Source organism: Caballeronia hypogeia, assembly GCF_001544875.2.
Taxonomy (GTDB): Bacteria; Pseudomonadota; Gammaproteobacteria; order Burkholderiales; family Burkholderiaceae; genus Caballeronia; species Caballeronia hypogeia.
Genome location: NZ_FCOA02000023.1, coordinates 54,880 through 80,934, shown reverse-complemented (window position 1 = coordinate 80,934; position 26,055 = coordinate 54,880). Strand labels below are relative to the sequence as shown.

Below are 26,055 nucleotides of genomic sequence, written 5' to 3'. Positions count from 1 at the left end.
TCCCGCGAGCGAGGAGCACCGGAGTGTTCTCACGGTCAGACTTCGTCCGAGTCGCCATCGGTGAGGTCGAGCCAGATGGTCTTGAGCTGGGTGTACTGGTCGTGCGCATGCAAGGAGTTGTCACGCCCGCCGAAACCAGATTGCTTGTAGCCACCGAACGGGGTCGTGATATCGCCTTCCCCAAACGAGTTCACGGTAACCGTGCCCGCGCGAATTGCCCGCGCGGCGCGCAGGGCGCGTTTCCCATTCCCGGCAAAAACGGACGCTGCGAGTCCATACTCGGTGTCGTTGGCGACGTCGACGGCTTCCTTCAGGCTATCGACCGTGATAACCACGAGGACTGGCCCGAAGATTTCTTCGCGAGCAAGCTTCGTGTCATTGCTCTCAACCTCGATGATGGTCGGATGTACGAAACGACCTTCGCTCGTCTCACCACCGTAGATAACCTTTCCATCACTGGAAAGATAGGATTGGACCTTCTCGAAGTGCTGCTTCGAGACCAAAGGCCCAACTCGGTTCTCGGGGTCCAACGGGTCGCCAACTCGCCACTCGGCAGCGAGCTCCGAAATCTTGGAAAGCAACTGCGCTTTGATGTCACGATGGACGACGAGCCGAGAGATGGCGGAGCAGTTTTCGCCCATGTTCCAGAGAGCGCCGTTAACGATATGAGCGGCGACGTCGTCGACGTCCGTGATGTCAGACATGACAACGCACGGATTCTTCCCGCCCATCTCGAGCACGACTTCCTTGAGGTTGCTATCCGAGGAATAAGCGAGGAACTTTCTACCGGTCGCTGTCGACCCGGTGAAGGACACCATGTCGATGTCCGGGTGACGCCCAATCGGCTCGCCCACCGCACGGCCGCTGCCGGTCACGACATTGAAAACACCTGCAGGAATGCCTGCCTCAAGAGCGAGCGCAGCGACGCGCATCGCGGTGAGCGAAGTCTCCACCGCCGGCTTCACAACCAGCGAGCACCCGGCCGCGAGCGATGGGCCAATCTTCCAAGCTAACATGAGGAGAGGGAAGTTCCAAGGCAAGACAAGTCCTACGACACCAACGGGCTCGCGGACAATCATCGAAATGTGATGGTCCGAGGCGGGAGAGACCTGGTCGTAAATCTTGTCGATAGCTTCGGCGTGCCAGCGAAGCACGTTAACCGTCTCAGGCACGTCGACCGTCTGGCAATCGAATATCGTCTTGCCTGCATCGAGGCTCTCCATCACCGAAAGCTCGACCGTGTTCTGCTCGATGAGGTCGGCCAGGCGGAGAATTGCGCGCTTGCGCTCAGCCGGATGGAGCTTGGACCAGCGCCCGTCGTTGAATGCTGCCCGTGCGCTACTCACAGCCGCGTCGACGTCTTCTTTCGAACAGGCCGGGATGTCAGCCAGATGCTCGCCAGTTGCCGGGTTCAGGGTCGCGAACGTCTCGCCCGATGCAGCGCCACGCAACTCCCCGTTGATAACGGCGGAGGTCGGGAGCTTCAGCTCTCGCGCAACTTTCTGGTATTCGCTCTTGGAAAGCAAATCGCTCATTTCAATCTCTCTTTGATAAGGAATCTCGATTCAAAACAAGTCGCTGACTTGGCCTGCTGACTAGAACTCCAACGGCACGCTTATTCCTTCAGGAGCACATACGAAGCCAGGTGTTGACGCGATGTCTGAAGAAGCTCGTTCACCGCTTCTGAGGCCCGTTCAGAATCACGCTGTTCAATAGCTTCGATGATTGCTTCATGCCGCTGCACCGCCTCCGAAAGGTTGCGGACCATCTGCTCGTTGCGTGGCCGGAAGAACACTTTTCCGAGCCTGGCATGGTCAATCAGCAAACGGCGCAAACTTGGAGCGAGATAAGGGTTTTGTGCCATCTCTCCGATTGACGACAGGAATTCCACGTTTCGCAACAAAGCGTCGTCAGCGTTTTTGTCATTCACAGCCGTTCGAAACTGTCGTGAATTGCTTTCAAATGTTCGACGCCCGCTCGCGTCGCATGCTCAGCTGCCAGCTTGACCGTGGATATGAAAACGAGCGGTGCAGCCGGGAAGTAATCGCGCAATCGCTTGTAGTCCATCGATGCGACACGAGGAGCACGATTCGCCTGAAGTTCGATGTACCCCTCTGCAGACATCTGGTGCATCAACTCCCGCACTGGAGGCCGCGAAAGACCGAACTCCTCAGTGATTGCGAGTTCGTCCAAGGTCGAGCCCGGCGCCAACTTCATAGTGAGAATCCGGTGCCGCAAGACCTGTCCAAGAGCAGCTTTGCGGTCGCGAGGCGAGGCCTGCTCGTCGTGCCACTCAATGACAGTTGAAACACCCTTCATTCAATCCCCCGTCGGCCGCCGATGTGCGCAATCCAAGTTCGAACAAGACGCTGGCTGCTACGGAACACTCGTCACACCAGCAAACACCACACTGCGAGAAATGGCACTTCGCCTGAGCGCATCGCGTGGATGCTGAACGGGCTGTTGTGGATTCCACCTCCCAACCCGGGCGAGAACCAGTCGCCACCTTCCTGGAGGAATTCGCCCTCCGTGAAAAGCACGTACGCTTCCTGTGGTGGGTGGTTGTGGTCGGGATATCGAACGCGCGGCGCCATCACTGTGAATCCGAGCTGCACGTCGTAGCGGCTCTCTGCACCGCCAGGTCCGCAAATAATCCCGTGGACGTGGCTATCGACATACCCCGAGCTTCCGTTCTCACCTGAGGTACGACGATTCCAACCTACGACGGGGACCAACGCTTGAATTGCACGCGCAGCGACCCCGAGGTCCGTCTGGCGCTCAACCACCGGAGCGAGCGCCTCATCTATCCACGCAGAAGCCGGGAAGTGAGCGTGCAGTCGATGTCCGTCGTCGGACGGGCCTCGAAGCCGTTCGAATACACGGGTCGCAACGAGACGTCCTTCAGCCGGAAGCATTTCTGACTGAAACAGCTTTTCAGCGATGCGGACAAACACTTCCACGTCTTCATGTCGAGTGACCATCGGTAACTTCAGCGGTTCGGACTTAGGAAGAGGAAAGATGCGCTCTCTACTGGCGTCAAACACAGTCCGGGCTTGACGCCGGCTTAGTTTGAGGCACGGCAGGGAGCGCCCTCGCCGGCACACCAACCCTGAGCTTCGCGTTATCTGCTTCGATTCGCGAAAGCGAGGTGGTAGCACTTACGGAAGTTGGAACCCGTGTGCGAGCGGGTCGCGGTCGTCGATGAAAATCGTGTTGTACCCGTAGACGCGCGCCCAGCCCGCGACACTGGGACGAACTCCGTCAAAACTGCCCACGCTCGTTCGCTGCTCTGCTCGGCAGTTGAACGTCGTGCCCGTGAAACTCTCGTGGACGAAGGTCTCGCCGATTGCAAGTTGGCCTCGCGCAACAAGCTGAGCGACGCGAGCGGATGAGCCCGTACCGCAGGGCGAACGGTCGATTGCCTTGTCACCATAGAACACGGCATTACGAGCGGATGCTGCCGCCGATTTCGGCTTATCGCACCACATCACATGATGAATCCCGTTGATGCGGTCATCTTCCGGATGTACCGGGGTGATTGCTTTGCGTGCGGCGTCCCGGACCAGATTGCTCATGCGGACCAGGTCATCGGTCTTCAGACCGTCGAGCCCTTGATAGTTTTCTTGCGGCTCGACGATGGCGTAATAGTTGCCACCATATGACACGTCGATTTTCAGCTTCCCAATCTGGGGCACGTCGAGAACGATATCCTTGGCGTGGAGATAGCTTGCCACATTGAAGAACCGAACCTCGTCGACGTACGCGCCGTTGCGAACGTACTCGATATCGACCCGGCCGGCCGGCGTTTCAAGCGCGATGCGTCCTTCTTCCTTCGGGACCACAAGGCCTTCTTCGATGGCCACAGTTACCGTGCCGATGGTGCCCGCGCCACACATCGGCAGACAGCCGCTTACTTCGATGAAAAGCACACCGACGTCACAATCGTCGCGCGACGAGGGGTAGAGAATCGAGCCCGACATTGCGTCATGACCACGCGGTTCGAACATAAGACCTCGACGGACCCAGTCGAACTTTTCCTGGAAGATGATGCGCTTTTCCGCCATCGACACGTTCGGCAACATCGGAGCACCGCCAGCCACGACACGAACCGGGTTGGCGCACGCATGCGAGTCAACGATGAAGAATGTATTGCGAGCCATTTTGCGTCCTTCCAGATTAGGTAAATCGCTGCGGCATCGACCGCAACTTCTTGCGTTAGGGTGTCTGTCTGTAATTCCCAGCTGAGCCACTCGTCTCAGCCTGGAAGAGGGGTGTCATTCGAGCGTTTGTTGCGCTAGCCAGGCTCCTTCTCAGTCAGCAGTTCGAATACAGCTTCGCTGGCAGTCTTCCAGGCCGCATTCGCTCCGAGGCCATTCAAGACCTCCAGTCCTTGTGCCGTGTAGGTGCCGGGCGGCGCTATAGCTGCGCCAATTTCCCGAAGCTCAGTCGGCTGCTTGTGTCGGGAATAAGCTACGCAATCCTCGACACTGCTGAACGCAAGTTCCCGAGCTTGCTGTGCGGTCAACCCTTTCTTCACAAACCACTGCTCAAGTTCGTGGAATAAGAAATAGAACCATCCGTTCATGCATGCGCCGACTGTGGCAAGCTCGAAATGCTCTTCGGTGTTGAGCGATACAACATTCCCGAGCGATGAAAGTAAAATCTCGGCAGGAGAGTCAGGTGGATAAACGGCCACCGTCGACCGGTTGATTTCCGACGCTGCCGACAGCATCGCGCGACTGCAGTTCTCGGTTCCGAATAGCTTCGTCAGTTCACTCACCGGCACGCCTGTCACGACTGAGACGAGCGCTTGATAAGGCGTGAAAGACACCTGCGCTGCGAGTTCAGCAACCTGGCTCGGTCGCACCCCAATCAGGACAACGTCCGCTGCATCCACAACATCTTGGTTGCTCGCGAGCAGCGTGCATCCCACATCCTTCGCCAGAGCTTCAGCTCGCTCACGATTGCGCGGAGCAAGAAGAAGTTCGATGCCACTCTTGCTCCGATACAGTCCCCGAACCATCTTCTCTGTCAGGTCACCAACTCCCAGCACACCGAGTTTCATCGCTAACCTCGCCGCGTTTATGGAAGGCCGGGGCGGCGTCGACGAGGCCGCTCGACCTTGTACGAACTCGCATGTCCCCGGCCTTTGATATTTGACCAGCTGCTTTAGGGCTCCCAGTTAGGGCGGGCGCGACCTCGGCCCCCCGTCGAACTAGGGCGTCACACTTACTGCGCCAACCAGGCCTTCACACGGTCCGGATGGGCGTCCACCCATTTCTTCGCGGCAGCCGGGAAATTGTTGGAGTTGACACCATCGAACTGAACTGCCTCGACTTCTTGAAGATTGATGTCGTAATGCTTGAAGAACGCATAAGCGCGCGGGTTCTTGCTGGCAAACTGCTTCGATGCGAAAGCGTGAATTTGCTCGTCGCCACCCATGGCGCCCTTCGGGTCTTTCAGGTAGCGCATCTTGTACTTCTGAAACAGCCAATGCGGGCTGAAAACGGTAGCCACAATCCACTGCTTGCTGGCATATGCGCGCTGGAGAGAGGCCAACATGCCCGCTTCGCTTGAAGACTGAAGGTTGTAGCCGTCAAGGTTGTAAGCCTTCATCGCCTTCTCCGACGTTTGCATTTCGCCGGTGCCGGGCTCCACGCCCGTGATAGTCGAATGAAGCTTCGACTTCACATCTGGCTTGTTCAAATCGGCGAATGAGTCCAGCTCCGAGGCGGGCACGTAGTCGGGAACTGCCCAGCCGATTTTTCCGCCCGTGTAGATGACGCGCACGTCGTCCAAATTGTCTTTGTATTTCTCGTAGTAGTTGTGGTGCGTGATGGGCATCCAGCCGCCGACCATGATGTCGACGTCGTTTCGGGCGAGGCCTTGATACTGGACCCCGAGGTCGGCGTTCACGAATTGAACCGGAATGTTGAGCTTCGTTTCCAGGACATACTTCGCGACGTTTGCTACCGCCTGAACGTCGGCGAAGTTTGCAACAGTGATTTTGACCGGGTCCGCTGCGACCGCAGACGTTGCGCCGACGGACATCGCCAGTGCGGCAGGCGCGAGAAATTTCGCCGCAATATTCCTGAAGGTACTAGCTTTCATCGAGGGTTCCTCTTTCAAACGTGTGGTTTTGGACTTCAAACTTTTTGGGCCGCAATGCCCCGCGCCTCAGGTTCCTACTGTCTTGCTGGCAGTAGCCGCCTTCGTCGAGCTGCTTGCCACCTTCTTCTTTGCCTTCTTCGCCTTTACACCGAAGCTCTCAGTGAGGCGGTCCAGGATGATGGCGAGAAGCACGACCCCCAAACCGCCTTCGAAACCGATACCGATGTCGAGTCGCTGGATGCCGCTGAGCACGTATTCGCCCAGACCACCGGCCCCAATCATCGAGGCAATAACAACCATCGACAGAGCCATCATGATTGTTTGGTTCACGCCAGCCATGATGGAAGGCAACGCGTTAGGCAACTGGATTTTCCAAAGGAGCTGTGCATCTGTGCTTCCGAAAGACCGGCCTGCTTCGATGAGTTCCTCGCGCACCTGACGGATGCCGAGGGTCGTCAGTCGCACGACGGGGGGCATCGAAAACACGATGGTTGCGATGACTGCGGGAACGCGCCCAAGCCCGAATAGAACCACTGCAGGGATGAGATACACGAAAGGCGGCATCGTCTGCATGAAGTCAAGCACTGAACGGAGCACGACCTCGACCCGCTTATTGCGCGCACCCCAGATGCCCAGCGGCACACCAACGAGCAGGCTGATTACAGTAGCGGCGATGACGAGCGCGAGCGAAGAAACGGTTTGCGGCCAAAGGTTCATGTACTGAATGACCCACAGGGCGGCCCCAACGAAAGCAGAAAAGATAACGCCCCGGCGCCACAGCGCGAGTGCCATCAGGAAGATGAGCATTGCGAGAAAGGGCACTGCCGCGAGACCGCCTTCCAGGACTTTTACGACAGCACCAAGCGCGGCGGAGAACCCGTCGAAGCCGCCACGGAAGTGGTCGAATAGGAAATTGACGAAATTTTCGGCGAACTGTCCGATAAGAGAGGAATTCATTCTGCTGCCCTCCGTTGCATTACTTGCTTGAGAATGGTTCGGCACGAAACGACACCGGCCAGGCGGCCTTGCTCGTCGACAACGGGGACGTCATGCTCTTGCGCCAGTGCGATTGCGGAAAGCTGATGCAAATCGGCCGTGAGAGGGACGGCCGCGACGTCGTTCAGGATTGCGTCTCGAATCGGGCGCTTCCCGTTCTTGTGCACCGAGGCAGGCGTTACGCAACCCTGGAAGCGGCCTGCCTCATCGCAGACGAATCCGCAATCAACGCCGCTATCAATCAATTCGTTTAAGAATCGGTCAGCCGGCGCCGCCGAATCGCACTTGATGAGTCCTCGGTTCACCTTTGTCATCAGGCCGGAAGCCTCCAAGAACCGAGATACGTCGACATTGCGGAAGAAGTCACGCACGTAGCCGTCGATGGGCGACTGAATGAGCTCAGCAGGCGTTCCCACCTGAATCAGACGGCCGTCCTTCATAATTCCGATGCGCCCGCCGATTTTCACGGCTTCTTCGATATCGTGCGAGATGAAGACAATGGTGCGCTGCTCTTCCTTCTGAAGGCGAAGCAACTCGTTCTGCATCTCAAAACGGATGAGAGGGTCGAGCGCGGAGAAGGCTTCGTCCATCAAGAGCACTGAAGGATTTACAGCCAATGCGCGCGCAAGACCGACCCGCTGCTGCATGCCGCCCGAAAGCTCACTCGGAAGGAGCTTCTCGTAGGAGCCAAGGCCCACCCGCGTTAGCGCCGCTCGGGCCGTTTCGTAACGTTGAGACTTCTTCTGCCCTGCAACTTCCAATCCGTAGGCGATGTTGTCGATAACGGTACGGTTCGGCAGAAGAGCGAAGGACTGAAACACCATGGCCATTTTCTGACGGCGCACCGCGCGCAGTTCTGGCGTGCTCATCGGAGCGATGTCGCGGCCCTCGAGAATCACTTGACCGGATGTCGGCTCAATGAGACGGTTGAGCAGGCGGACCAGGGTCGACTTGCCCGAGCCCGAGAGACCCATAATCACGAAGATTTCGCCCGAGTTCACCGACAGGCTCACATCATCAACTGCCACCATGTTGCCGGTCTGCGCGAAGATGTCGTTGCGCCCGAGCCCTTGCTTCAGCATTTCCGCCGCGCGTTCCGGCTTGGCTCCAAAAATCTTTGACAGATTTTTGACCGTCAGGATTTCGGTCGCCGAGGCTGCGACCGAGCGTGCCTTTGACTTGGCGCTGCCGTGGAGGTCGTCGGGGTTCCCTAGCGCATCCGCTGCGATACTGAGATTCGATATCATCGGGTGTTCCATCCAGCAAGTTTGAATTACGAAAGCCCACGGACGACTGGTCACGAGGCTCTGCATGCACGACGCAGTACAGCCTTAATGTCCATAGGAGTGCATATCAGATGCAAGTTCAGACAGCGTTAAAATTGTTTGGTGACCGTCCAACTCCCGTCATCTAAGGACTGGGCAATGACCTTCGCTCCCTTGTTACCGAGTCAAGCGCGTGTCCCTGCAGTTGGTCGGGCTCCGAAACTCGCTATGTCATCCGTTCCGTTGATGCAAAGGTACGCAGCCATTAACGCGCGGACTATTGGATTTCGGCATCATAGGGTTTGTCCGGGTCCGTTTAGTGCACGCGAGCTAGGCGTATCCAGCGTTCGACCGCCGCGCAAATGCAGTCGCCACGCATTGGCCCGGGTGCGTGAGGGACTCTTGCTGCCAAGATGCAACCAATAAAAGCGCAAAGCCGTCGAGGGCCATCGACGGCTTTGCGCGGTTCTGCCCGTTGTCCCTAGGCGTGGCTTACTCTTTCCCTGCTCGCCACTCACGAAATCCGAGGTTCGCCTTCGCCCCGATGGTGAGGAAGGGCTGAGGTGGAAGGCTCTTCGGTGCTTCGAACTGGCCAAACGCTGCGAGAAGCTCGCTCTTAATGCCAAGGATTGAATCCGCAGCGGCAATGCCCAACGCTGTCGCCTTCGTCGCCCCAACGCCGTTGCAAGCGCATGCCGCGAACAGACCCGATTCAATCTCACCGTAAGCGGGCACACCATTCCATGTGAGAGCCATAGCTCCGCCCCAACGATGCTCCATTTGCACGCCTTTGAGTGTCGGGAATCTCGCGTCGAACTTGCGGTCGTGTACACGGCCAGCACGTTCGACGTCGTTTTCGCTGATTTTCAGGCGCGGGTTGTAGGTGTACCGAGACCGAATCAAGATGCGGTCTCCTCGCTCGCCCCGGACTCGCCGTACAGTGGTACCCATTGGGAATGCGGGCGTAGCGGCCCAACTGCGGTCGCCGCCGAGCCTGGCCGGACTGAACTCCTCGGTCATCGAAGCATATGTGAAGACATGCATCAGCAAACCGCGATAGATGCCGAAGCTCTCGGCGTGCCCGTTGTTCGCCAGGATGACCTTGCCTGCCGTCACCGCTCCTTGAGGAGTCTTGATGCGCCACTCTTTGCCGACCGCCTCTAAGGAGAGCGCCGGCGTCTTCTCATAGATTTTGACCCCACCCTTTAGAGAATCCGCCAGCCCGCGAACATAAGCCGCAGGTTGGACGATGATGGTGCCAGGCGTAAATATCGCCGAGGTAAATGCAGTCGTGCCAGTCACATCCGCAACCTGACGCGAATCCAGAAGCCGATACGGCTCTTTCAAGGCGTCAAGTTGCTTCGCATAAGAGGAGATATGTTCGTCACCCTGCGCGCTCATCGCGATGTTGTACTTTCCGCAAGGGTCGAAGACGTCCTTTCCCCATCCTCGCTCCTGAGCCACGTCGCTCGCAAGCTGGATGGCAGTACGGTTAATCATGATGTGGCGCCGCGTCGGGCCCGCATCGCTTCCAGCATATTCGTCGGAAGACACCTCATGGGGCAAATCGATGATAAAGCCCGAGTTGCGGCCGGCGGCTCCAGCAGCGATTTCACCCGCTTCAAGGACCGCCACGCGCAGTTTCGGGTTGCACTGAGACAGGCGACGCGCAGCGGACAATCCAGCAAAGCCCGCGCCGATGATTGCGACATCGACGTTGATGGATTTGCTAAGCGATGGATTTGGCGTCCGCTCTGGCAACATCTGAACCCACCCAGACACCTTGGTGTTTTCCGGCAATTTGGTAGCTACGAACATGATGTCATCCGACTCTACGAAGCGAGCTTCTCGCGCTTGACCAAGTCCTTCAACGCAGCTTGCAGTGCGTCGACCTTGCTGGAATCGAGGCGCCTTAGCGGTCGACGCGGAGCGCCTGCACCGTATCCGGTCATCTCGGCAGCGGCGTACACGGACTGAACGTATTCGCCTTCCCAAATGAGCGACATCGAGGGTTCAAGTGTCCGCCACAGTTCTCGCACTTCATCCCATTTACGTTCCTTCGCCGCGCGTACGAGTGCAACGCACGTTCTCGGCGCAAAGTTTGCACCGCCCCAAATCAGACCCTTGGCGCCGGCGTAGAGCGCGTAAGGAACAAGCGGGTCAGCACCGTTCATCACCGGAAGTCCCGTTCTCGTTAGCGAAGCCTGTTTTGCCAAGTCACCACTGCTGTCCTTGACCGTGTGGAATTGAGGAATCTCGCTCAAGCGACGGAACAACGACGGCGTAATCTCCACGCCGACCGCATGCGGGACGTTGTAGCCAATAATCGGAATGCCTGCTTCGCCGACAGCAGAATAAAAGTCGAATACGCCGTCGGCGTCTGTAGGACCCTCGAAGAATGGCGGAAGAACCATGATGCCGTCAGCGCCCTGCGCGGCAGCATGCCGGGCTCGCGCAACGACGTCGTCGACCAGCAGCGCAGACGCCTGAGCGATAAGTTTTGCTCGCCCACGAATTACCTTAGAGCCCCGCTCAACCAGCTCCATCGACTCATCTTGGGAGAGATAGACATGCATACCCGTCCCGGAGCTCAATACGAACCCATCGACGCCAGTTTCGACGTATCGCTCGAACAGGTCCTCAAAACGACCGAAGTCGATGCTGCCGTCGGCATTGAAAGGAGTGGTAACAGCCAGGTTCACTCCGGGAAATTCAAACTCGCTCATTCGCTACACCTTTTCAGTTTCGTTCACGTTGACCAGACCTGCTCCGTATTCCGGGATGCGACGCGTGGCACAGGTAATGGGGCCTAAACTCCGGACCCCGCAGAAGGCGTCGCTTCGTCTGTCTCATCGCAAACCACGCGCAACTGCCCTTTAGCGCCTACAGTAGTTGTCCACAGTCCGCTCGACTATTGGATTTCGGCATCTAGGGGTTTATACGGGGCAGAGGCTCGTTCTGCGGGACTAGGCGGCGAAGAAACGCGCTCGTTTGCCGTCGCGTCGACTCGCAGATTGCATCGTCAAAGGAAGGCAGAGAGTTTCGCCGGGATGCTGAGGACGGTCGAAGTCTAACGACTTCAAAACCCGGCAGTGATTCGACCTGAAGTCAGGTCGCAAATTTGAGGAAGGTGGAGTTGGCGGCTAGCGGAATACCGGTGACAGCTTTCTTATCTTTCGAGCGGTTTCGGATGGCAGTTCGCCGAACATTTTTTTGTAGTCTTGGGCGAACGCGCCGAGCTGAAAAAATCCCCAACGAAGCGCCGCCTCGGTGACAGTCTGTCCAAGTCGCAGGTCTCGTCTAACGTAATTAAGACGCACAGCGCGCAAATATGCGGTCGGGTTGATGTCTAGCGCGAGTTGGAAAGCGTTTTGGACGGTGCGACGACTCAGTTGGAGCTGTACGCAAAGTTCGGCTATCGAAAGAGGACATGTGGCCGGGTTCTCCAATCTTTCTCTCACGAGGTTCACAGTCGCCCAGTGTTTGATTGCACGGCTGGCGCTCTCGCTCAAGGTGTTGGCTTCGATTGCTTCCGACAGTCCAAAAAGTATCGTCTGCTCCATAAGCTTCGAACGAGACGAGTTTTCGAAGGCGCTCGCGGACGCGGCGGTGGAACTCGCAAGGCCAAGTTTGACGAGCTCCCTGAGGCTTTCGGCAACGTCCCCGCTCATCGGGACCACAGGCATGTGAGCCTCTTGCCGAAGCTTTTCAGCCTGAGGCCTCAGCATCGGATTCGAGAGTTGGTCGATATCCACTTCCACGTTCACGAGGACGTGCCTCTCGGGCGAGTAGAACTCGAAGTTCGGCGCGCTGGAGAAGACGTGGAGACTGTCGCGGTCGCTCTTCTCACCGCACATGCACGAATGGCCCTCAAGCTCGAGCGGCACGGTCACGACAAGCCGATTTGAAGGAGTCGACCCGCGTGAGAGGATGACTTTGTTCCGCTGTTCGAGGACCAGTCGTACACCGCCAATCCAGGCGACCTTCACCGTACCCTCGAACCTGCCACGAGAAATCTGGGTGTAATCGAGCTTCCAGCCGTCGATTCCACGCGCTTGCTCATGGACGTCCTTGAATGTGGAAAACGCCACCTGCTCTGCAGGCAACGACATTCCATGCATTCCGAGGATGGACATCGAATCAGCAATTTGCGCGTTCATGTGGAGCCGCCGAAACTGTAAAACTACGACCTCGACTTCATAAGAGACGTCGAAAAGCGACGACCAATACCCAGACTACTGCAGTTCCGCCTTCCTGGCATGCCTTCGTTCGCAGCCACGTTCGTCAGCGTGAACACGACCCTGCTTTGCGTGGAAACGCAAGCGGCCCCCTCGTGGACTGAAATACGCTGTCTACAAATTGTATCCGTCCTAATGCGGAGTGTGTCAAGTCGGCACTTCCCGCGCTGCTTGCCAAAAGATACTCCCACCCTAGGCGAACAAGCCGCATCATAGTAAGCTACAATTCCATCGAATATCCATTCGATGAGTCGAACAAATGGGCGATGACGGCCACCTAGCGGCTTTGCGCACCTACTGGAAGCGCAAGCAAGCATTTCCCAGCATGTCGAGACTTTGCGAAGTTGTTGGGTTGTCCAGCTCGAGCAGTGTATTCGCCCTAATTAAGCGCCTTTCGGACGCGGGCTATCTCGAACGTGTCGACGGCCGCATCGCTCCGACCCGACAATTCTTTGGACGGCCGGTTATAGGTGCCGTTCGAGCTGGACTCCCGGAACCGGAGAGCCAAGACCAAGCCGAGTTGCTTACGATTGACGACTATCTCGTCGACGACCCAAACCGTACCGTTCTGTGCCGGGTGCGGGGAGAATCCATGCGAGATGTCGGCCTTCTGGACGGTGACCTCGTTGTTGTCGAGAAGAATCGGCCGACAAAACCCGGAGACATCGTCGTTGCGCTCGTTGATGGCGAACTGACTGTCAAGACGTTACGGCTTGACAAAGACGGGGCCTTCTATCTTGACCCAGCCAATCCAGACTTCGCGGCGATTCGGCCTCAAGGCTCGCTGGAGATTGTTGGTGTTGTTACTGGCTCGGTGCGGAAGTACGGGAGATAGCGGCCGTTCGCGCCGCCGCGCTTCGGGCAAGTGTTGGTACCATGCGTCGACGAGATGAAGCCATCACAGTATGCGCAGGTGCGGTGGGGCGCTTCAACGAGGCTTGACTCGCATCCCACGACGGCGGTCGCGGTCAACGCGATGGACAGCGTCCTAGCAGCAATGGAGCCGCTCGCTCGTGAATGGCCAACAGGCTACAGCGCAAAGCGGAGCTTGCCGAGCACGAGCCATTCGACCGCCTCAGGCAAGCGTCGCTCGTCACTCATGTGGCTACGCAAGCCGGCGTCGAGCCGAAGCAGGCGGAGGCCGTGTTGGCAGCGCTCGAGGACACGATGCTGGGGGCTGTGAACAAGAAGGGGCTGGGCGAATTCACGCTCTCGGGCTTGCTCAAAATCGACGTGCAGAAAGTGGAAGCGAAGAAGCGCCGTTTTGGCAAGGACCCGTTCACGGGTCAGGAGCGGTGGTTTGATGCCAAGCCGGCCACGGTGAAACTGAAGGTGCGCGCGCTCAAGAAGCTGAAGGACGCGGCGGCCTAACGCCCATTCTTCATGTTGACCAGAAGCCCGCTTCGGCGGGCTTCTTAGCATCTGCTTCTCGGACCGGGGTCGGAAACCTCGACAGATGGGCCGCAGGTCTCGTGATTAGCGTCTTCGATACCCTACTATCGAACGCCGTACCCGCATTCACCCTCGCAGACTCATTCCCGAGCAAGGGACGAAAGATGGCCCCTTCAGGTCTATTCTTCAACAACACGACGCTTCTTGTACCTCACTGCGGTCGATAGACCGGCCCGCGGCACGTGGGCGGTGTAGTCGCCATCCTCACGCACTTGCGGCAACGAGCGCTCTTCCCGGCGAGCGAGGAACGTGTTGGTCTGCAGCGGATTCGGCCTTCGTGGTCGAGCGTTCTGTCCGTTCGGATGCACCTGCTGAGTTCGAGCGCGTCGCACCTGCGGTCCCTCTTCCGTCACGCGCAGCGTTGTCTGAGGCGCGCCGTCCGCTGTTGATAGGAACACGCCCGAGACCAGGGGGTCCGGCCGGAGTCGTGCCTTTGCCGGAGAAGCCTCTCGAGCATTCTGACGTCGAGATTCTTGTGTTCTCTCGGTCTCGCGAGGTGGTCGATGTGCCGGTCGCTTCGACATGCGCTGCGCCGCGTCGCGCGCAACGCCGTGCGATTGTATCGATTCAGACTTTTCTACTTGGGGCTTTCGCGGTTCTGTTTGCACGCCGCCGTGATTGGACTTTAAGCGCGCCTCCTGCTTGCGCTTCGAAGAACCGGACGAGTGCGAACTTGTGAGGCCCCATATCCGAACGAACTCGGTCGCCCTTTTCTGCTCACACTTCAGATATCGCTGAACCGCGCTACGTTGGTTTTGAAGCCGCGACGAACGGACCTCGTCCGAGACGTCTCGGTCATACGCCAGCATTTCCTCGGGAAGCGCAGCCTTCTCAATCGCACGCTGTTCGTAGAAGCGCTTTAAATCCCGCCAGCCTTTGAACCCGCAACCTTGGGCAGTTGCCTCTAGGGCGTGCAGATAGTTCAATGCGTCTTTACCGCCTGCAAGTTCTACGAGCAGGCGCGCTTTCGCCTTCGCGATGCTCTCAGGAATCGCGAAGCGCACGTCTGTATTGTTAATCAAATTCTTACCTCTGCATTTTTGCGAAACGGGCGCTAGCCCAACGTTTCGGTCGACCTCGCATCGGGAGATGATGCGGACGATGTACTACCAATATATCCAACCTCGAGTAAACCTCGGGAGGCGTCGAGTCCCCGTCGATGCGACGGGATTGCCCGCTTAATGCATTATCGTACCGGATTTTCGAAGGGGGTCGACCTAGAGTCCCCGAATACGCGCTCGGAGGTTTCCGCCACGGACACTCTAGACCACATCCAGCACTCGATACTACGTGTAAGCGCCGCTCGGCAAAATCCGCAACACGGAGGGGTGTCAACGTTCCACACCCCTCTTTGGAGGGGATGTATCTTGGGTACGTCAGCCCAGAAAATTGGCACCGACCGAACTCTCCGCCGGAAATTGATTGTCACGCGTTAGTGCGTGGCGAGTATCGCGGCTCCCAGCTAACACCTGTGCGATGATAGATACTCGATTTTCGCAGAATCCCTCATGGCAAACGAACACGCAACGCTGCTGAATTCGGTTCTCGGTCGGCTCGGCCGCAACATCCTGCTATTCCAGCAGATTGAAGCGGGATTAAAGCTCACGCTGCCTTATATGCACGCGAAAGGGAGCGCTAGTGGTGACGTTGCCTTCGCCAGATTTCGGGAGAAGACCAAGGGTCAAACGCTAGGCAAGCTGGTGCAAGACCTCCAGGAGTCGATGATGGCGGACAATGACATCCTGGCGCTGTATCTCGAGCTCATGGTGGAGCAACGTAATCAGCTCGTTCACCATTTTTTTGAAATTCCTGGCGTGTCGCTATCTACCGCGGCCGGCTGTCGCGCAGCGATACAAGTTCTAGACGAGCAGCATAGTGAAGCGCGAGCGCTCCAGGACTTGGTCCACGTACTAGGTGTCAGTCTAGCAGCGGCGCTGACCAAGGCAACGTTCAAGGACGACGCTGAGTTGGTGGCCGCCCGCACAGCACTGAAGCAGCAGCTTCCTGCTCATGTCGAGTACATTGACCTAGCCGACCCATCCGAGACGAATTGGCCCACCACTCGCATCGTTCAGGCTCTCAAGGAAGCCGAAGCTCAGACTGAGCCCGTCAACGGCATGACATCATTGGCCCTTGCCGGGGCCTTCCTCCGCTCGCTCGATGTCGACCTAGGTCCAAAGGCATACGGCGTCGGTAAGCTCAAGCGCATCCTTATACTGTCAGGTGCCTTTGAAATCGTCGAACACTTTCCGCACGAGGCTGCGAAGCCCATCACGCTCTATCGTAGCAAACCGGTCAATTCGGACGGGCCTGCCTGAGCATATGCTTACGGACGAAATTTCTTCGCTTGCATCACGGAGCTGAGTGGCACGGCTGGACGCATTTCGGTATTCGGCGCGAAACCCTTCGAATTCGAGGCGGTTCATACCGACGCAATCGTCGCTTTTGCCCGAGCGGCTAAAACGGTATGTCATCATCAGACGATGCAGACTCTTCCGGTTGCTCCGTCACCGGCTCTGCACCGCTCACCCCCGCACCGCTGAGCGCCTGCTCAAGAGCTGCCTCCACCGCGTCAATCCGTTCCTTGCAGACTTTATAGGCCGTGACCGACTCAGTAACGATGGTCAGTAAGTCGTCGATATTGGGCTCCTGTTGATTACGCAAAGTCTCTGCGTGCCTTTGGAGCACTCCATACGCTTGTTTGAAAGTCTTTTCACTCATCTGTTCACCATCCCTGTTTAACGCCGACGGCTACTCGGCCATCTCTTAGCTCGATTTCCAACTCAACCATCGACTTTGCGTCGGCAGCGGACGTAACGGGCTGACCTCGTTGGTCTCGCACAATTGCGAAGCCCCGCCCCAAGGTTTTCTCGGGCCCCTGCCCTGCGACCTCACGGAATACTGCGGTCGCGCGATTTCGCGCGCTCGCTATTTGGTGTTGTGCTGATAAGGCGACGCTCTGCAAACCTTGCTCAATCGATTCCTTGCTTCGACGAACATCGAGTGATGTTCGGTCATGAATGGCCTCGAGGCGCGTCGTCGTGAGGGCCCGTGCAGTCTTTACAACGTTGCCGGCCCCGCCGCTTATCCCTGCGAACGCGCTCGGAACATCGCGCTTTGCCATTGCCAACAGTTGGTAGGCCTTGTGCTCAATGTCTGTCATCAAGGTGCCAGCATCGTGTTTTGCGTCGCGCACCGTCAGGTTCGCCCCAAGCTGAAGCTCGCCTATCAAAGCAGACGTGGTCTGCCTTGCAGTTCCGACCTGCCTTATGGCGCCGGACTGAATGGCTGTGAACCCTTTGTCAAGAAGAACTCTTGCGGCATTTCCTACTCTTGTCGCGTGCGCAGTCACAAACTCGAAATTGACCCTGGATTCATCAACCCGACGTTTGATTACCTGCTCTATGCCGGCAGCCACCTTGCTTGGTGTGTCGAACCGAGTGTTGGCCACTTCGTCGATAATCGTGCTATCGCGCTCATGCCCTACGCCGGTCAGAACAGGGACTCTCAGACAGCAGATAGTCTTGGCCAACTCGTAATCATTCAACCAAGCCAAGTCATTGACAGCTCCGCCGCCCCGAATGATTACTACCGCATCGGGCGACGCATTACCTGATTCGTCCCAGTCCGCTAAGGCGTTCAGCAGCGCATCGCGTATTTCTCGCGCGGCCCCTTCGCCCTGAAAACGGCTCGATGCATAGACAAAACGGCAAACACCAAAGCGCTCAAGCCGCTTCGCTTCGGCTCGGAAGTCGCCAAGGCCGGCAGCCTCTTGTGGAGCTATGACCAGGATGGCGTTGAAGTCCCATGGCGCAGGAAGCTTCTTGTTAGCGTCGAAGATGCCTTCCTGCTGCAGACGCGAACGAATTTCCCTCTTCCGAGCTTCAAGGTCGCCCAGGGTGTAGTCTGGGTCAATGGCATCAATCTCGATGCTAAAACCGTACTGCGGCTTGAAATTCGGCTTGGCCCGTACGAGAAGTTTGATACCGGGGGCGATGCTGGCGCCTGTGGCTCGTTCGAACTCCGGGAGAATGCGGTTTGCAATATTCGCCCAGATGATGGCTCTGGCCGTTGCCAGCAGACTGCCGTCCGTGCTGCGCTCAGAAAGCTCAAGGTACACGTGGCCATTTCTGACTCGTGTCTCGACGACTTCCACGATAGTCCAGACGCCCGACCTGAAGGACTGCGCAACCGCTTGAGCGACGCTGGCGAGCAATTGCGAGAGTGTGACGCCCTTCTTCGGCAAGGCGACGTCTCGACCTGCACTCTCGAGGCTAGGTGCCCGCTGGGATGTAGGAACAGAGGCCGAATTTGCGGTCTTCGTCGATACCGGCAGCCAAGCGCTGAACAGTGCTACGTCCGTCCCTTCAGGCACATACCACTTGCGCTCACCGGCGTCCCACCGGGCACCGAGTGCCTTGGCCTCATCCTTCTCCTTGAAAGGAACTTCCAGATAGGTCGTCACGAGATTTAGGTTGGTGTCGGTAGGACCGGGAACATCGCCAGCGGCGGGTCTTGCCATCTTACCGCCTACGCGGAACGACTTAAAAGAGGCGGGCCGACAGATGCTCCCGGCGACCCTCGCAGCGGGTGGTCACGTTGCGCTACCTGTATCTCTCGATGAAAACTTTATAGTCAGGCAGGCGCTTCATATGTGAGTGGAACGGCTCTTCCGCATGACATCCGATGCAGAGAACGTCAAGGTTCTCGTCACGATTGTCATTCTTCTGTCCATTCCGGTGGTGGACATGGAGGAACTTCGCATCCGTTTGCACCAATGTCGTCCGACATTTTCCGCAGCAGAACCCGCGGTTTCGCTTCGTCTGAGCGGAGATTTCGGTCCAGCCAGATGGGTAATCGTTGAGAGGGGCAGTGTCAGACGTGTGGCCCGGCTTGTTCGCCATCAGGTCACGCGGGTACTTCGCGAAAAACTCCGGAAGCCTGAAGCTCGAGACCAGGTCCAGTCGATGCGGTCGGGGCTGCTGCATGTCAAACCCCTTCCACGAGATGCCGGCGAGACAGTTCTGGCAGACGTTGAGCGCAACGAGCTTCGAGTTTACCGCGCCATCGATGACATTTACCTGGAAAAGGCCCGAGTCGGAGTTTGCGACGACGTATCGCTCTGACCGCTTGTTGCGGTACATCATTTCGAGGGTGTGGCAGTAGGCGAGATGATATCGCGGCATCTCCTCTCTATGGCCCAAGTTCGGCACATCTCTGATGTAGACCAGAACGCGGAAACCCTTGTATGCGAGCGTGCGGTCGTCAAGGATTTCAATTTGGTCGACGCTGACGTCGACGCCGCCGTCCTTGAGACGCTCACCAAGGGGTAGCTCAATCTCTTTGATGGGCCGCTTGGGGCAGAACCGGTCGATAAGCGGCGCGCCCATGTGGTGTCGGAGCGTGTTGAACGCTCCCCAAGCGAGAAAATCAGGTAGCTGGATGCTCATTGCTTTTGCAGTTTCTCAGCGATAGCGTCCATCTTCTCGCTAGCGTTCGTTACGATGCGGAACTCGACCCGCTGATTGGCAAGCTGTGCCTTTGACGTCTGCTCATCCGCAGACAGCGGCCGCGACGACGAGAGCCCGTTGGCAGTGACGTGTTGTACCAGCCACTTCTCGTTGTCGCGAAGCGCCGACAGTGAAAGAAGGTACTCGAGGGTGCTCCGCGTGCGCGCCTGCGATAGTTCCATATTTCGGAAATACGCTACCTTCTCGTCGGAAGTTCCAGTCCACGCGGCGCTCGTGTGGCCCTCGATTCGAATCTCTTTGACTGCGCTCTTGTACTGCTGCGACGTAAGCAAACGAACGTACCGAGGGAAGAATTGACCCAGTACCTCCTTGAATTTCGGGCGAAGTTCCGAGGAGCCGGTTGCGAACAACACCGTGGGGTCATTGAACCGGATAGTCATGTCCCCAAGAATCTCAGCGTTCCACTGTTTCAAGTCTTTCGCGAACTCCTTCTGCAGAGCGAGTTGCATGTCGCGCTTGGTCGTCTCGTATTCTTTCACCACAAGCGTTGTAGTCTGTTCGACTCGGAGCATGAAGGCGGCCGTCAACAACATGAAGACCATCATCAATCCGGTCATCAAGTCGGCCATCGGAATCCAGTATGACTGGTTGCTGTGCTCGAAATCCATGGCGCCCGTTCCTTAGGCTGATTTCGCGATTCGGACGACTTCGCGCAGACGGTCGGTCAGAGGCGTGTAATCCGAGACGAACTTCTCCGAGAGGGATGCCAGTTGGCGCCCGAGCGATTCAAGGCTCTTCGAAAGCTCTTCCTGCAGTCCCTTGTCCAAGGCGACGACACTCTGCCTGATTGACTCCATTGACCTGGTCAGGTTGTCGCTTACCTCAGTCTGCGATTTCTTCATTGTGTCCGTGAGCAACTGCTTCAGCTCGGCCGACGACGATTGCAACTGCGTGCCAAATGTCTTCACAACCTCCGCCGTATCAGAGTGAACCTTCGCGACGCCTTGCTTCATCGCCTCAGTCATCTCATCGACCTTGCGCGAGAATTGTGGTGTGACATCCTTCATCTGAAGCAACACCTCAGCCATTGAACGCTGAGACTGGTCTATCGCCTGGTGTTGCTGCGCCAAACCCTTCAAGGTCCGCTCGAGCGCTTCCGCCGTGCTAGCGAAGCCCGATGCTCTATCGATGAAGAGCGCCAGTCCGGACGATGCATTGCGGAGGTCGTCAGCCGACGACTTCTGGAGCACCTGTAGCTTGTCCAGTTCCTCCTTGTACTGCTGCTGCCAGACCACTAGCTTCTCGACCGCAGAGTTCAGATGCTTGAAGTTCTCGCCGAACTGCTCGTTGATTTGTGTGTTGAAGTCCCGAATCACTTCCTTGAGCGCTTCGATGAGTGCCTTCGAGCCGTCTTCCGACATTCGCTTAGCGAACGTATCGAACGATGTCCGTAGTTGCTTGAGCTCGTCCCCTTGCTCTTGGCGCATCAGCTTCAACTGCGACAAGAGGCTGCCCTCTTCGGTCCCAGAGAGACTGCGTTGCAAGGCGTGCGTTGCCGCGACTACATCGTCCAATGTCGCGGACTTCGGAGCTCCATCGGCCTGTGGAATTGGCCTTTTCTGAAGACCATGCCTCGCCCGGATAAGAAGTGACCCGAAGACGCCGCTGACTGATGCCCAGAAAGCTGTTTTGACACCTTCCAGCAGGTGCGGAACGCTCTCCGAGACGTTCGACGCGTCAAAATGAAGCAGCGCGAGGGCGATGCCCAGGAAACAGCCGAGGATGCCGACGGTCGTCAGTATCTCCGGCCCGTGGACCACCGCAAAGCGGTTAAATCTATAGAAGACGAAATAGCACGTCAGTACAGCGTTCAGGAGAATAAAAAACAGTGTCGTTGTGTCAGAAAACACCGCTGAAAACGGACTTGCTGCCACCGCATAGGGCGACAGAGCTGCGCAGGAGACTGCGAGAACTGCTCGTGCTTTCATGATTGCTTGGTCTCAGGTCCAAATCGGCGCGTGTTCGGCGCGCACGCATTTTCCGTTGAATGATTGCTTTTCTTCGTCGCGACAAAGCGACAAGGACATTTTTCTCATTACGTCCCAAACTGACGAAACTTGAGCTTTCGCGGCCTCAAGTTTGCGAGCCATCGGTCGATAACTGTTAAGAGGTGTTATTTGGTCGCTCGTCAGGGGCACGTCGCGCCTGAGTTCGTCAATGAGCCGAGTCGAGGGTCCGGTGATGGGGTGCGCTATTGCCGCGGTTGCAGGACTCTTTAACTCGCCGGCGCGGCCCAGACGTCCTCGGCCCGAAGAGAATGACAGGAGCATAGAATGGGTTGGAGTTTTCGCAAGAGCATCAAGGTCGCGCCGGGCATCCGTATCAATCTCAGCAAAAGCGGGATAAGCACGTCAATCGGTGGAAAAGGCTTCACGTACAACACTCGGGGACGCGTCACTGCCAGCATTCCCGGTACCGGCATACGCTTCACGCATAGTTTGAAGAGCGCCAAGCGGACGTCACTCCCGGTCAGTTCGGTGCTGACCGGAAGCCGCAATCTCGACTCCGACGTCTCAGAACGACTCTCAAAGCGCGAGCAGGCCACGCGGGATTTCGTCGAGAAGGTTCAAACACGCACGGCCACCGCCTTGGTCGATTACTTCATCTCGCACGGGGTCTACGTCTGCGCCGAAGACTTGAGCGAGGCCGTGACGCTCGAGGACCATCAGGATTTCCTGCAATCGCTTTCACGCGAGTTTCAGACCACAACGGATGCCATCAGGCTCGCTGTCGATATCGGCTCAATCTCGTTAGCCGAGAAGGAGAAGGCGATGAGGGCAGTCTACGAGATTGAGAAACACTGCTCCGAGCATCAAGGCCAGCAAGTGCAGTTGAGCGAGGCGGCGTCCGCTCTGCGGAGTGCTGTGAGAGGCTATCCAACGACGCCCTCTCTGGTGAGCCCCTTCATTGTCGGGTTGGTTGGCGCCTTCATTACCTATGCAGTGAACGTCGGCGCCGGCCTTGGCCTGACCTTGTTGGCTCTTTTCTATGGCGGCGTGAACGCATCGAAGTACCTCCGCGCCCGCGACGCGGCACTGGCTGCTTTCGAAAAGGCAGACCAGCGCTTCGACTCGCTGCTTACAGCAGAGGTCACACCTCGCCCGGTGCTGCACGCTGGCAGCGACAACGTGAAACCCAAGGCCTTCGGTTTCGCCGGCATAATTCTCGTAGCGGCGCTTGTTGGCGTCGTTACCCACGTCTCGCATTCAATACCCACCGTGACCGACAACGCGGCGCCCGCGACGTTGACCGCCACCGGTTCAAGCAAGTCACAGGCGCCGTCAATTGGCTCGAGCCCGACGGCCAGTGGGTTCGCGTGGATGGTCGGAAAATATCCGTACGATGTCGTCAATGACCGCAGGTTTAGGGCCGCGTTCCGAGGCGTGTCGCGTGCAGACTGGAAGAAAATCGCTGAGCGACTGACGGTAGTCAACGAGGCCGGCATCCAGTCAAAGCAAGGGTTCCTTGTCGGCGAAGGCTGCAAGGCTCACGAGTGCAACTCAGAGAAAGCTACGTTTGCCATCAACGAGAGCACCGGCAAAGGGGTGCTTATAATGATGGAAACGTCCGGCGACACCCCGGTTTTCGCCACTTTCAGCTGGAAGGACCTGTCCGTCGGCCAAACTCCATTGGCGGACTGGAAACAGCAGCAGCTAGCGGATGTCCTGCCGCAGGCACACTCGACACAGACAGAGGCCGCGACAACCGTGTCGGCCGCCCCGACATTTCCAACGAGCTTCGACTGCGCCAAAGCGCATTCGGACGCCGAGCATCTCATCTGCGGCGACGCAGAGCTAGCAGCGGACGACATCGAACTTGCGCGCATCTACACTCAAGCGAAGGCTGCTGTAACCGACCAAGTGGCTTTTCGCGACCGAACTCGAGCGCAGTGGAATTATCGAGAGAAGACGTGCCACGACCGAGAATGCCTCGCGCGCTGGTACGCCGACCAGAAAATTGCGCTCACCGAAATCGCGAACAAGGGAACAATGGGCCAGTAGGCTTCGCACCCCTGGTGCCATGCACAGTGAATTCCGGCGGCTCGCCAACAACCCTCACGCTTTCACCAATTGCCGACAGGTACGCCTGCGAGAAGAAACCGGCTTAAAGATTCACGTTATAGGTTTTCCCTGAACCCACAACGCCGCCAGAACAGACAAGCCGGACGGAACTGGACCAGCAACATGCACGCAGACCCATGAAGAACGCAAGAGTCATACTACTGCTCAGCATCTCACTTTGCGCTATCGCTTTCAATGCAAATGCCTCGTCGGTGACGAAGAAGGATTTCAATCTTTGGTTCGGCGATGCCGCACGAATCGAAGGCGAGATGGAGGGTTGTCACAACATGACAGGAAGAGAGTGGACTATGGATGTTCAAGAAACCGATGAGCTGAGGAGGCGCGTCGTCAAGCGAGCCGAATCGTTGGGGTATGACCCATCGAGCGCACTTGACCTCTACGAACGAAAAGCGGCAGCCACCAAGAGCATCACCGGCGATGGTAAAACGAGCTACGCTTATCTTGCGAAGATGACCGACGAAGACATCGTGAAAGACGTCCGACTTCGAGAGCGGCATTGTCACGGAGCCGTTGATGAACTCGAGAGCGCACTCGACCGATTTCGGTGACTGTCACCGCGGACACTAACGGAATGAAATCATTCGCTCAGCAAAGTGAGCGGTCCGCCGGGGTGCTCGTCCACTTGAGCGAGAGATGAGAAAGCCCGCATCCGCGGGCTTTTGAACGACAAGACAAGCTTAGGAACAGTAGCCGCCCTGGTGATGCGAACCGGTGCCGCCGTGAGGATGCTCGCCCTTCGGGCAAGCGTGAGCAACGTTGGCAACGCAAAGCAGCGCTACGATGACAGCAGCGATTTTTTTCATAGAGTCTCCCAGTTGTCGTTCGTCGGCGTACTAGACGCCGGCGGTCACGGCGTGACACCTGAGATATCGGCAGGCCCGCATTACGACTTGAACTGCAATTGCGGTGTGCCGACGATGTAGGGCAGACACGGGACGCCGACGCAGACTAAAACGAAACTACCCGCGCTGGCTGCTTGGGTCTCACCAGCAATAAGGTAGTCGAGCTCTCACACGACTTCCGAAGCGCATATGGGTAGTCAAGGCGCCGAGAGCAAAAGGATTCGATACAGCTTACTGCGTCCGTGCTTTTCAGTGACGAGACGACTGTTGCGGCAAACAGCGAGCCCGAGCATGTTATCTTCTGCGACGTTTTCTCACCTGAATCTGTGATTTTCACAGATTCAGGGTCGCCGCAGCGCATTGAAGAGGTCTCGAGCTACTTTCAGGTTCTGTGGCACGCTGCGTTCAACTCTGCACTCAAGGGCGACGCCGCGCTTCAGCCCCTGGAAACAAACGTCTGGCATGGATTGCAGACGTGGTCGCAGGATGGGGGATATGGAATTGCTCGAATGCGCGAGACAAGAAGAGCGGGCGTCCTATAATCCCTTCGCGCAGGCATCGCGCTGAGGGGCTCGCGCGACCCACCGTGCGAAAACAAGTACGTATGAAGTCGGCTAGATGGATGACATCACTGGAACACGCGTACGTCATTAGGTTGAGTCAGAGTTATTGCCCTTCGGTGATTGTCCAGGCGGTAGAGAATCGAGGAGAAGCGACCCGTGTTGGCGCGAATACTAGCATTACTTCCAGCCCCTGTTACCGGCCGCATTGAACCGCGAGCGCGCAAACAGGTTCGGAAATGGACAAAATATAACCCAACGTTGCGCACGCTACGATATGGTCGAGCTCGCCGCCTCCTACACTGGCGTACCGTGGAGTGTTCAGGCGACCCTCGTCGCGCTGGTCTATCCAATTGTCCTCTCTTTCATCGCTCTCATGCTTCAGCGTCGCGCGAATTCCACCGCAGCGATGAGAGCCTACGTGTTGGACTGCGGCGTCGTTCCAGCCGGCGCAAGTTCCGTTGGCCTTTTGGTCGCAATGGGCATCGAATACTTTGCGGCACCCTACAGCTCCACTGAGTTCTTAGCGAAGTACATGGCAGCGTTCCTGTCGGCGAACGGATGCTGGCTGTTCTTCAATGTCTTCCTCACCGGCTTCTTTCTAACTCGAACGGTCCGCTTCATTCAGGAGGATGAACAACGACACGTGTTCACACGAGTTGCCGTTGACGTCGCGCTGCGCTCTGAACTGACTGCTTCGGTGAAGCAGCACATCCTCGTCAACGCGCCGCAAGTAGATTGGCACTTCCCAGCCTACAAGGCGAGCGGCCCTCAAAGCCCGCAAGTGCTAACCGTGTCACTAGGAGGGGGAACAGCGACTGTGTCGCGGGACGTGAGAGGTAGCAATTTGGCGCGGAGACGTCCGGGGCTGAGGTTCTATGCACGATTGAAAATGGTCCGCCCCTCAACCGAATTGAACGAGCGTTGGTAAGGTCTGCATTTGTGTATCGGTCATCGAGGAACGGGTCGTTGTCGCTC

The 26,055-nt window shown here is 57.4% G+C and carries 24 protein-coding genes; 6 read left to right on the top strand and 18 right to left on the bottom strand.

Features of this window, described 5'->3' with window-relative positions:
• Window positions 1-35: 35 nt before the first annotated feature.
• From AWB79_RS27120 to AWB79_RS27070, 12 genes are all read right to left on the bottom strand, one after another.
• Entirely contained in the window at window positions 36-1,535 is a 1,500-nt protein-coding gene (locus AWB79_RS27120) for an aldehyde dehydrogenase (protein ID WP_061170535.1), read from the bottom strand.
• A gap of 80 nt (window positions 1,536-1,615) precedes the next feature.
• Window positions 1,616-1,930, bottom strand: a complete 315-nt coding sequence (locus tag AWB79_RS40620; protein WP_232471037.1) for an FCD domain-containing protein — start codon at window positions 1,928-1,930, stop codon at window positions 1,616-1,618.
• Complete coding sequence (locus AWB79_RS40615) at window positions 1,927-2,319, bottom strand: GntR family transcriptional regulator (RefSeq protein WP_232471036.1); 393 nt, start codon at window positions 2,317-2,319, stop codon at window positions 1,927-1,929. Before AWB79_RS40615 ends, AWB79_RS40620 begins: the two co-directional genes overlap by 4 nt.
• 71 nt (window positions 2,320-2,390) lie before the next feature.
• Window positions 2,391-2,981, bottom strand: a complete 591-nt coding sequence (locus AWB79_RS27110; protein WP_061170534.1) for a dimethylsulfonioproprionate lyase family protein — start codon at window positions 2,979-2,981, stop codon at window positions 2,391-2,393.
• Window positions 2,982-3,158: 177 nt separating this feature from the next.
• Window positions 3,159-4,160: a 4-hydroxyproline epimerase gene (locus tag AWB79_RS27105; RefSeq protein WP_061170533.1), complete on the bottom strand. Its 1,002-nt coding sequence runs from the start codon at window positions 4,158-4,160 to the stop codon at window positions 3,159-3,161.
• Window positions 4,161-4,294: 134 nt separating this feature from the next.
• Window positions 4,295-5,065 carry an NAD(P)-binding domain-containing protein gene (locus AWB79_RS27100; RefSeq protein ID WP_061170532.1) on the bottom strand — a complete coding sequence of 257 codons (771 nt, stop codon included), beginning with the start codon at window positions 5,063-5,065 and terminating at the stop codon, window positions 4,295-4,297.
• A 164-nt stretch (window positions 5,066-5,229) separates the two neighbouring features.
• On the bottom strand, window positions 5,230-6,111 hold the full coding sequence (locus AWB79_RS27095; RefSeq protein WP_061170531.1) for a glycine betaine ABC transporter substrate-binding protein: 882 nt from the start codon (window positions 6,109-6,111) through the stop codon (window positions 5,230-5,232).
• A 66-nt stretch (window positions 6,112-6,177) separates the two neighbouring features.
• Complete coding sequence (locus AWB79_RS27090) at window positions 6,178-7,068, bottom strand: ABC transporter permease (protein WP_061170530.1); 891 nt, start codon at window positions 7,066-7,068, stop codon at window positions 6,178-6,180.
• On the bottom strand, window positions 7,065-8,354 hold the full coding sequence (locus AWB79_RS27085; protein WP_061170529.1) for a quaternary amine ABC transporter ATP-binding protein: 1,290 nt from the start codon (window positions 8,352-8,354) through the stop codon (window positions 7,065-7,067). The genes AWB79_RS27090 and AWB79_RS27085 overlap by 4 nt, the downstream gene beginning before the upstream one ends.
• Window positions 8,355-8,864: 510 nt before the next feature.
• Entirely contained in the window at window positions 8,865-10,190 is a 1,326-nt protein-coding gene (locus tag AWB79_RS27080; protein ID WP_061170528.1) for an NAD(P)/FAD-dependent oxidoreductase, read from the bottom strand.
• 14 nt (window positions 10,191-10,204) lie between these two features.
• Window positions 10,205-11,098, bottom strand: a complete 894-nt coding sequence (locus tag AWB79_RS27075) for a dihydrodipicolinate synthase family protein (RefSeq protein ID WP_061170527.1) — start codon at window positions 11,096-11,098, stop codon at window positions 10,205-10,207.
• A gap of 417 nt (window positions 11,099-11,515) precedes the next feature.
• The gene (locus AWB79_RS27070) at window positions 11,516-12,532 is read right to left on the bottom strand and encodes a helix-turn-helix domain-containing protein (RefSeq protein ID WP_232471035.1); all 1,017 of its coding nucleotides are present in this window, start codon (window positions 12,530-12,532) and stop codon (window positions 11,516-11,518) included.
• Window positions 12,533-12,869: 337 nt separating this feature from the next.
• Here AWB79_RS27070 and AWB79_RS27065 point away from each other — a divergent pair, with 337 nt between their 5' ends.
• A complete protein-coding gene (locus AWB79_RS27065; protein ID WP_061170526.1) occupies window positions 12,870-13,445 on the top strand; it encodes a LexA family protein in 576 nt (191 codons plus the stop codon).
• A gap of 182 nt (window positions 13,446-13,627) precedes the next feature.
• The gene (locus AWB79_RS27060) at window positions 13,628-13,981 is read left to right on the top strand and encodes an HU family DNA-binding protein (protein WP_082862478.1); all 354 of its coding nucleotides are present in this window, start codon (window positions 13,628-13,630) and stop codon (window positions 13,979-13,981) included.
• 200 nt (window positions 13,982-14,181) lie between these two features.
• Here AWB79_RS27060 and AWB79_RS27055 read toward each other — a convergent pair whose 3' ends face one another.
• Window positions 14,182-15,084: a hypothetical protein gene (locus AWB79_RS27055; protein ID WP_061170525.1), complete on the bottom strand. Its 903-nt coding sequence runs from the start codon at window positions 15,082-15,084 to the stop codon at window positions 14,182-14,184.
• Window positions 15,085-15,570: 486 nt separating this feature from the next.
• Here AWB79_RS27055 and AWB79_RS27050 point away from each other — a divergent pair, with 486 nt between their 5' ends.
• Window positions 15,571-16,380, top strand: coding sequence for an LOTUS domain-containing protein (locus tag AWB79_RS27050; protein ID WP_061170524.1), 810 nt, complete (start codon window positions 15,571-15,573; stop codon window positions 16,378-16,380).
• A 139-nt stretch (window positions 16,381-16,519) separates the two neighbouring features.
• On the opposite strand, the gene xseB is transcribed toward AWB79_RS27050, so the two are convergent.
• The 5 genes from xseB to AWB79_RS27025 form a co-directional block, all read right to left on the bottom strand.
• The gene (gene xseB, locus AWB79_RS27045; protein WP_061170523.1) at window positions 16,520-16,783 is read right to left on the bottom strand and encodes an exodeoxyribonuclease VII small subunit; all 264 of its coding nucleotides are present in this window, start codon (window positions 16,781-16,783) and stop codon (window positions 16,520-16,522) included.
• 4 nt (window positions 16,784-16,787) lie between these two features.
• The gene (xseA, locus tag AWB79_RS27040) at window positions 16,788-18,584 is read right to left on the bottom strand and encodes an exodeoxyribonuclease VII large subunit (RefSeq protein ID WP_082862477.1); all 1,797 of its coding nucleotides are present in this window, start codon (window positions 18,582-18,584) and stop codon (window positions 16,788-16,790) included.
• Window positions 18,585-18,666: 82 nt separating this feature from the next.
• Window positions 18,667-19,512: a hypothetical protein gene (locus tag AWB79_RS27035; protein WP_061170522.1), complete on the bottom strand. Its 846-nt coding sequence runs from the start codon at window positions 19,510-19,512 to the stop codon at window positions 18,667-18,669.
• Entirely contained in the window at window positions 19,509-20,201 is a 693-nt protein-coding gene (locus AWB79_RS27030) for an OmpA/MotB family protein (RefSeq protein WP_061170521.1), read from the bottom strand. Before AWB79_RS27030 ends, AWB79_RS27035 begins: the two co-directional genes overlap by 4 nt.
• Window positions 20,202-20,213: 12 nt before the next feature.
• On the bottom strand, window positions 20,214-21,521 hold the full coding sequence (locus AWB79_RS27025; RefSeq protein ID WP_061170520.1) for a hypothetical protein: 1,308 nt from the start codon (window positions 21,519-21,521) through the stop codon (window positions 20,214-20,216).
• Window positions 21,522-21,866: 345 nt separating this feature from the next.
• Between AWB79_RS27025 and AWB79_RS27020 the strand changes: the two genes are divergently transcribed.
• The 3 genes from AWB79_RS27020 (at window position 21,867) to AWB79_RS27005 (ending at window position 26,008) form a co-directional block, all read left to right on the top strand.
• Window positions 21,867-23,594, top strand: a complete 1,728-nt coding sequence (locus tag AWB79_RS27020) for an Ivy family c-type lysozyme inhibitor (protein ID WP_061170519.1) — start codon at window positions 21,867-21,869, stop codon at window positions 23,592-23,594.
• 197 nt (window positions 23,595-23,791) lie between these two features.
• Window positions 23,792-24,223 (top strand): hypothetical protein, encoded by a 432-nt coding sequence (locus tag AWB79_RS27015; RefSeq protein ID WP_157695857.1) that lies wholly within the window; start codon window positions 23,792-23,794, stop codon window positions 24,221-24,223.
• 1,131 nt (window positions 24,224-25,354) lie between these two features.
• On the top strand, window positions 25,355-26,008 hold the full coding sequence (locus AWB79_RS27005; RefSeq protein ID WP_061170516.1) for a hypothetical protein: 654 nt from the start codon (window positions 25,355-25,357) through the stop codon (window positions 26,006-26,008).
• Window positions 26,009-26,055 lie beyond the last annotated feature (47 nt).

Excerpts from the sequence above, each read along its gene's own strand:
- AWB79_RS27085 (WP_061170529.1), bottom strand. The coding sequence starts at position 8,354 with ATGATATCGAATCTCAGTATCGCAGCGGATGCGCTAGGGAACCCCGAC.
- AWB79_RS27005 (WP_061170516.1), top strand. The coding sequence starts at position 25,355 with ATGGTCGAGCTCGCCGCCTCCTACACTGGCGTACCGTGGAGTGTTCAG.
- AWB79_RS27015 (WP_157695857.1), top strand. The coding sequence starts at position 23,792 with ATGAAGAACGCAAGAGTCATACTACTGCTCAGCATCTCACTTTGCGCT.
- AWB79_RS27080 (WP_061170528.1), bottom strand. The coding sequence starts at position 10,190 with ATGTTCGTAGCTACCAAATTGCCGGAAAACACCAAGGTGTCTGGGTGG.
- AWB79_RS27060 (WP_082862478.1), top strand. The coding sequence starts at position 13,628 with ATGGCCAACAGGCTACAGCGCAAAGCGGAGCTTGCCGAGCACGAGCCA.
- AWB79_RS27110 (WP_061170534.1), bottom strand. The coding sequence starts at position 2,981 with ATGGTCACTCGACATGAAGACGTGGAAGTGTTTGTCCGCATCGCTGAA.
- AWB79_RS27090 (WP_061170530.1), bottom strand. The coding sequence starts at position 7,068 with ATGAATTCCTCTCTTATCGGACAGTTCGCCGAAAATTTCGTCAATTTC.
- AWB79_RS27095 (WP_061170531.1), bottom strand. The coding sequence starts at position 6,111 with ATGAAAGCTAGTACCTTCAGGAATATTGCGGCGAAATTTCTCGCGCCT.
- AWB79_RS27020 (WP_061170519.1), top strand. The coding sequence starts at position 21,867 with ATGGGTTGGAGTTTTCGCAAGAGCATCAAGGTCGCGCCGGGCATCCGT.
- AWB79_RS27050 (WP_061170524.1), top strand. The coding sequence starts at position 15,571 with ATGGCAAACGAACACGCAACGCTGCTGAATTCGGTTCTCGGTCGGCTC.
- xseA (WP_082862477.1), bottom strand. The coding sequence starts at position 18,584 with ATGGCAAGACCCGCCGCTGGCGATGTTCCCGGTCCTACCGACACCAAC.
- AWB79_RS27070 (WP_232471035.1), bottom strand. The coding sequence starts at position 12,532 with ATGAACGCGCAAATTGCTGATTCGATGTCCATCCTCGGAATGCATGGA.
- AWB79_RS27075 (WP_061170527.1), bottom strand. The coding sequence starts at position 11,098 with ATGAGCGAGTTTGAATTTCCCGGAGTGAACCTGGCTGTTACCACTCCT.
- AWB79_RS27035 (WP_061170522.1), bottom strand. The coding sequence starts at position 19,512 with ATGAGCATCCAGCTACCTGATTTTCTCGCTTGGGGAGCGTTCAACACG.
- AWB79_RS27120 (WP_061170535.1), bottom strand. The coding sequence starts at position 1,535 with ATGAGCGATTTGCTTTCCAAGAGCGAATACCAGAAAGTTGCGCGAGAG.
- AWB79_RS27105 (WP_061170533.1), bottom strand. The coding sequence starts at position 4,160 with ATGGCTCGCAATACATTCTTCATCGTTGACTCGCATGCGTGCGCCAAC.
- AWB79_RS27100 (WP_061170532.1), bottom strand. The coding sequence starts at position 5,065 with ATGAAACTCGGTGTGCTGGGAGTTGGTGACCTGACAGAGAAGATGGTT.
- xseB (WP_061170523.1), bottom strand. The coding sequence starts at position 16,783 with ATGAGTGAAAAGACTTTCAAACAAGCGTATGGAGTGCTCCAAAGGCAC.
- AWB79_RS27025 (WP_061170520.1), bottom strand. The coding sequence starts at position 21,521 with ATGAAAGCACGAGCAGTTCTCGCAGTCTCCTGCGCAGCTCTGTCGCCC.
- AWB79_RS27030 (WP_061170521.1), bottom strand. The coding sequence starts at position 20,201 with ATGGATTTCGAGCACAGCAACCAGTCATACTGGATTCCGATGGCCGAC.
- AWB79_RS40615 (WP_232471036.1), bottom strand. The coding sequence starts at position 2,319 with ATGAAGGGTGTTTCAACTGTCATTGAGTGGCACGACGAGCAGGCCTCG.
- AWB79_RS27065 (WP_061170526.1), top strand. The coding sequence starts at position 12,870 with ATGGGCGATGACGGCCACCTAGCGGCTTTGCGCACCTACTGGAAGCGC.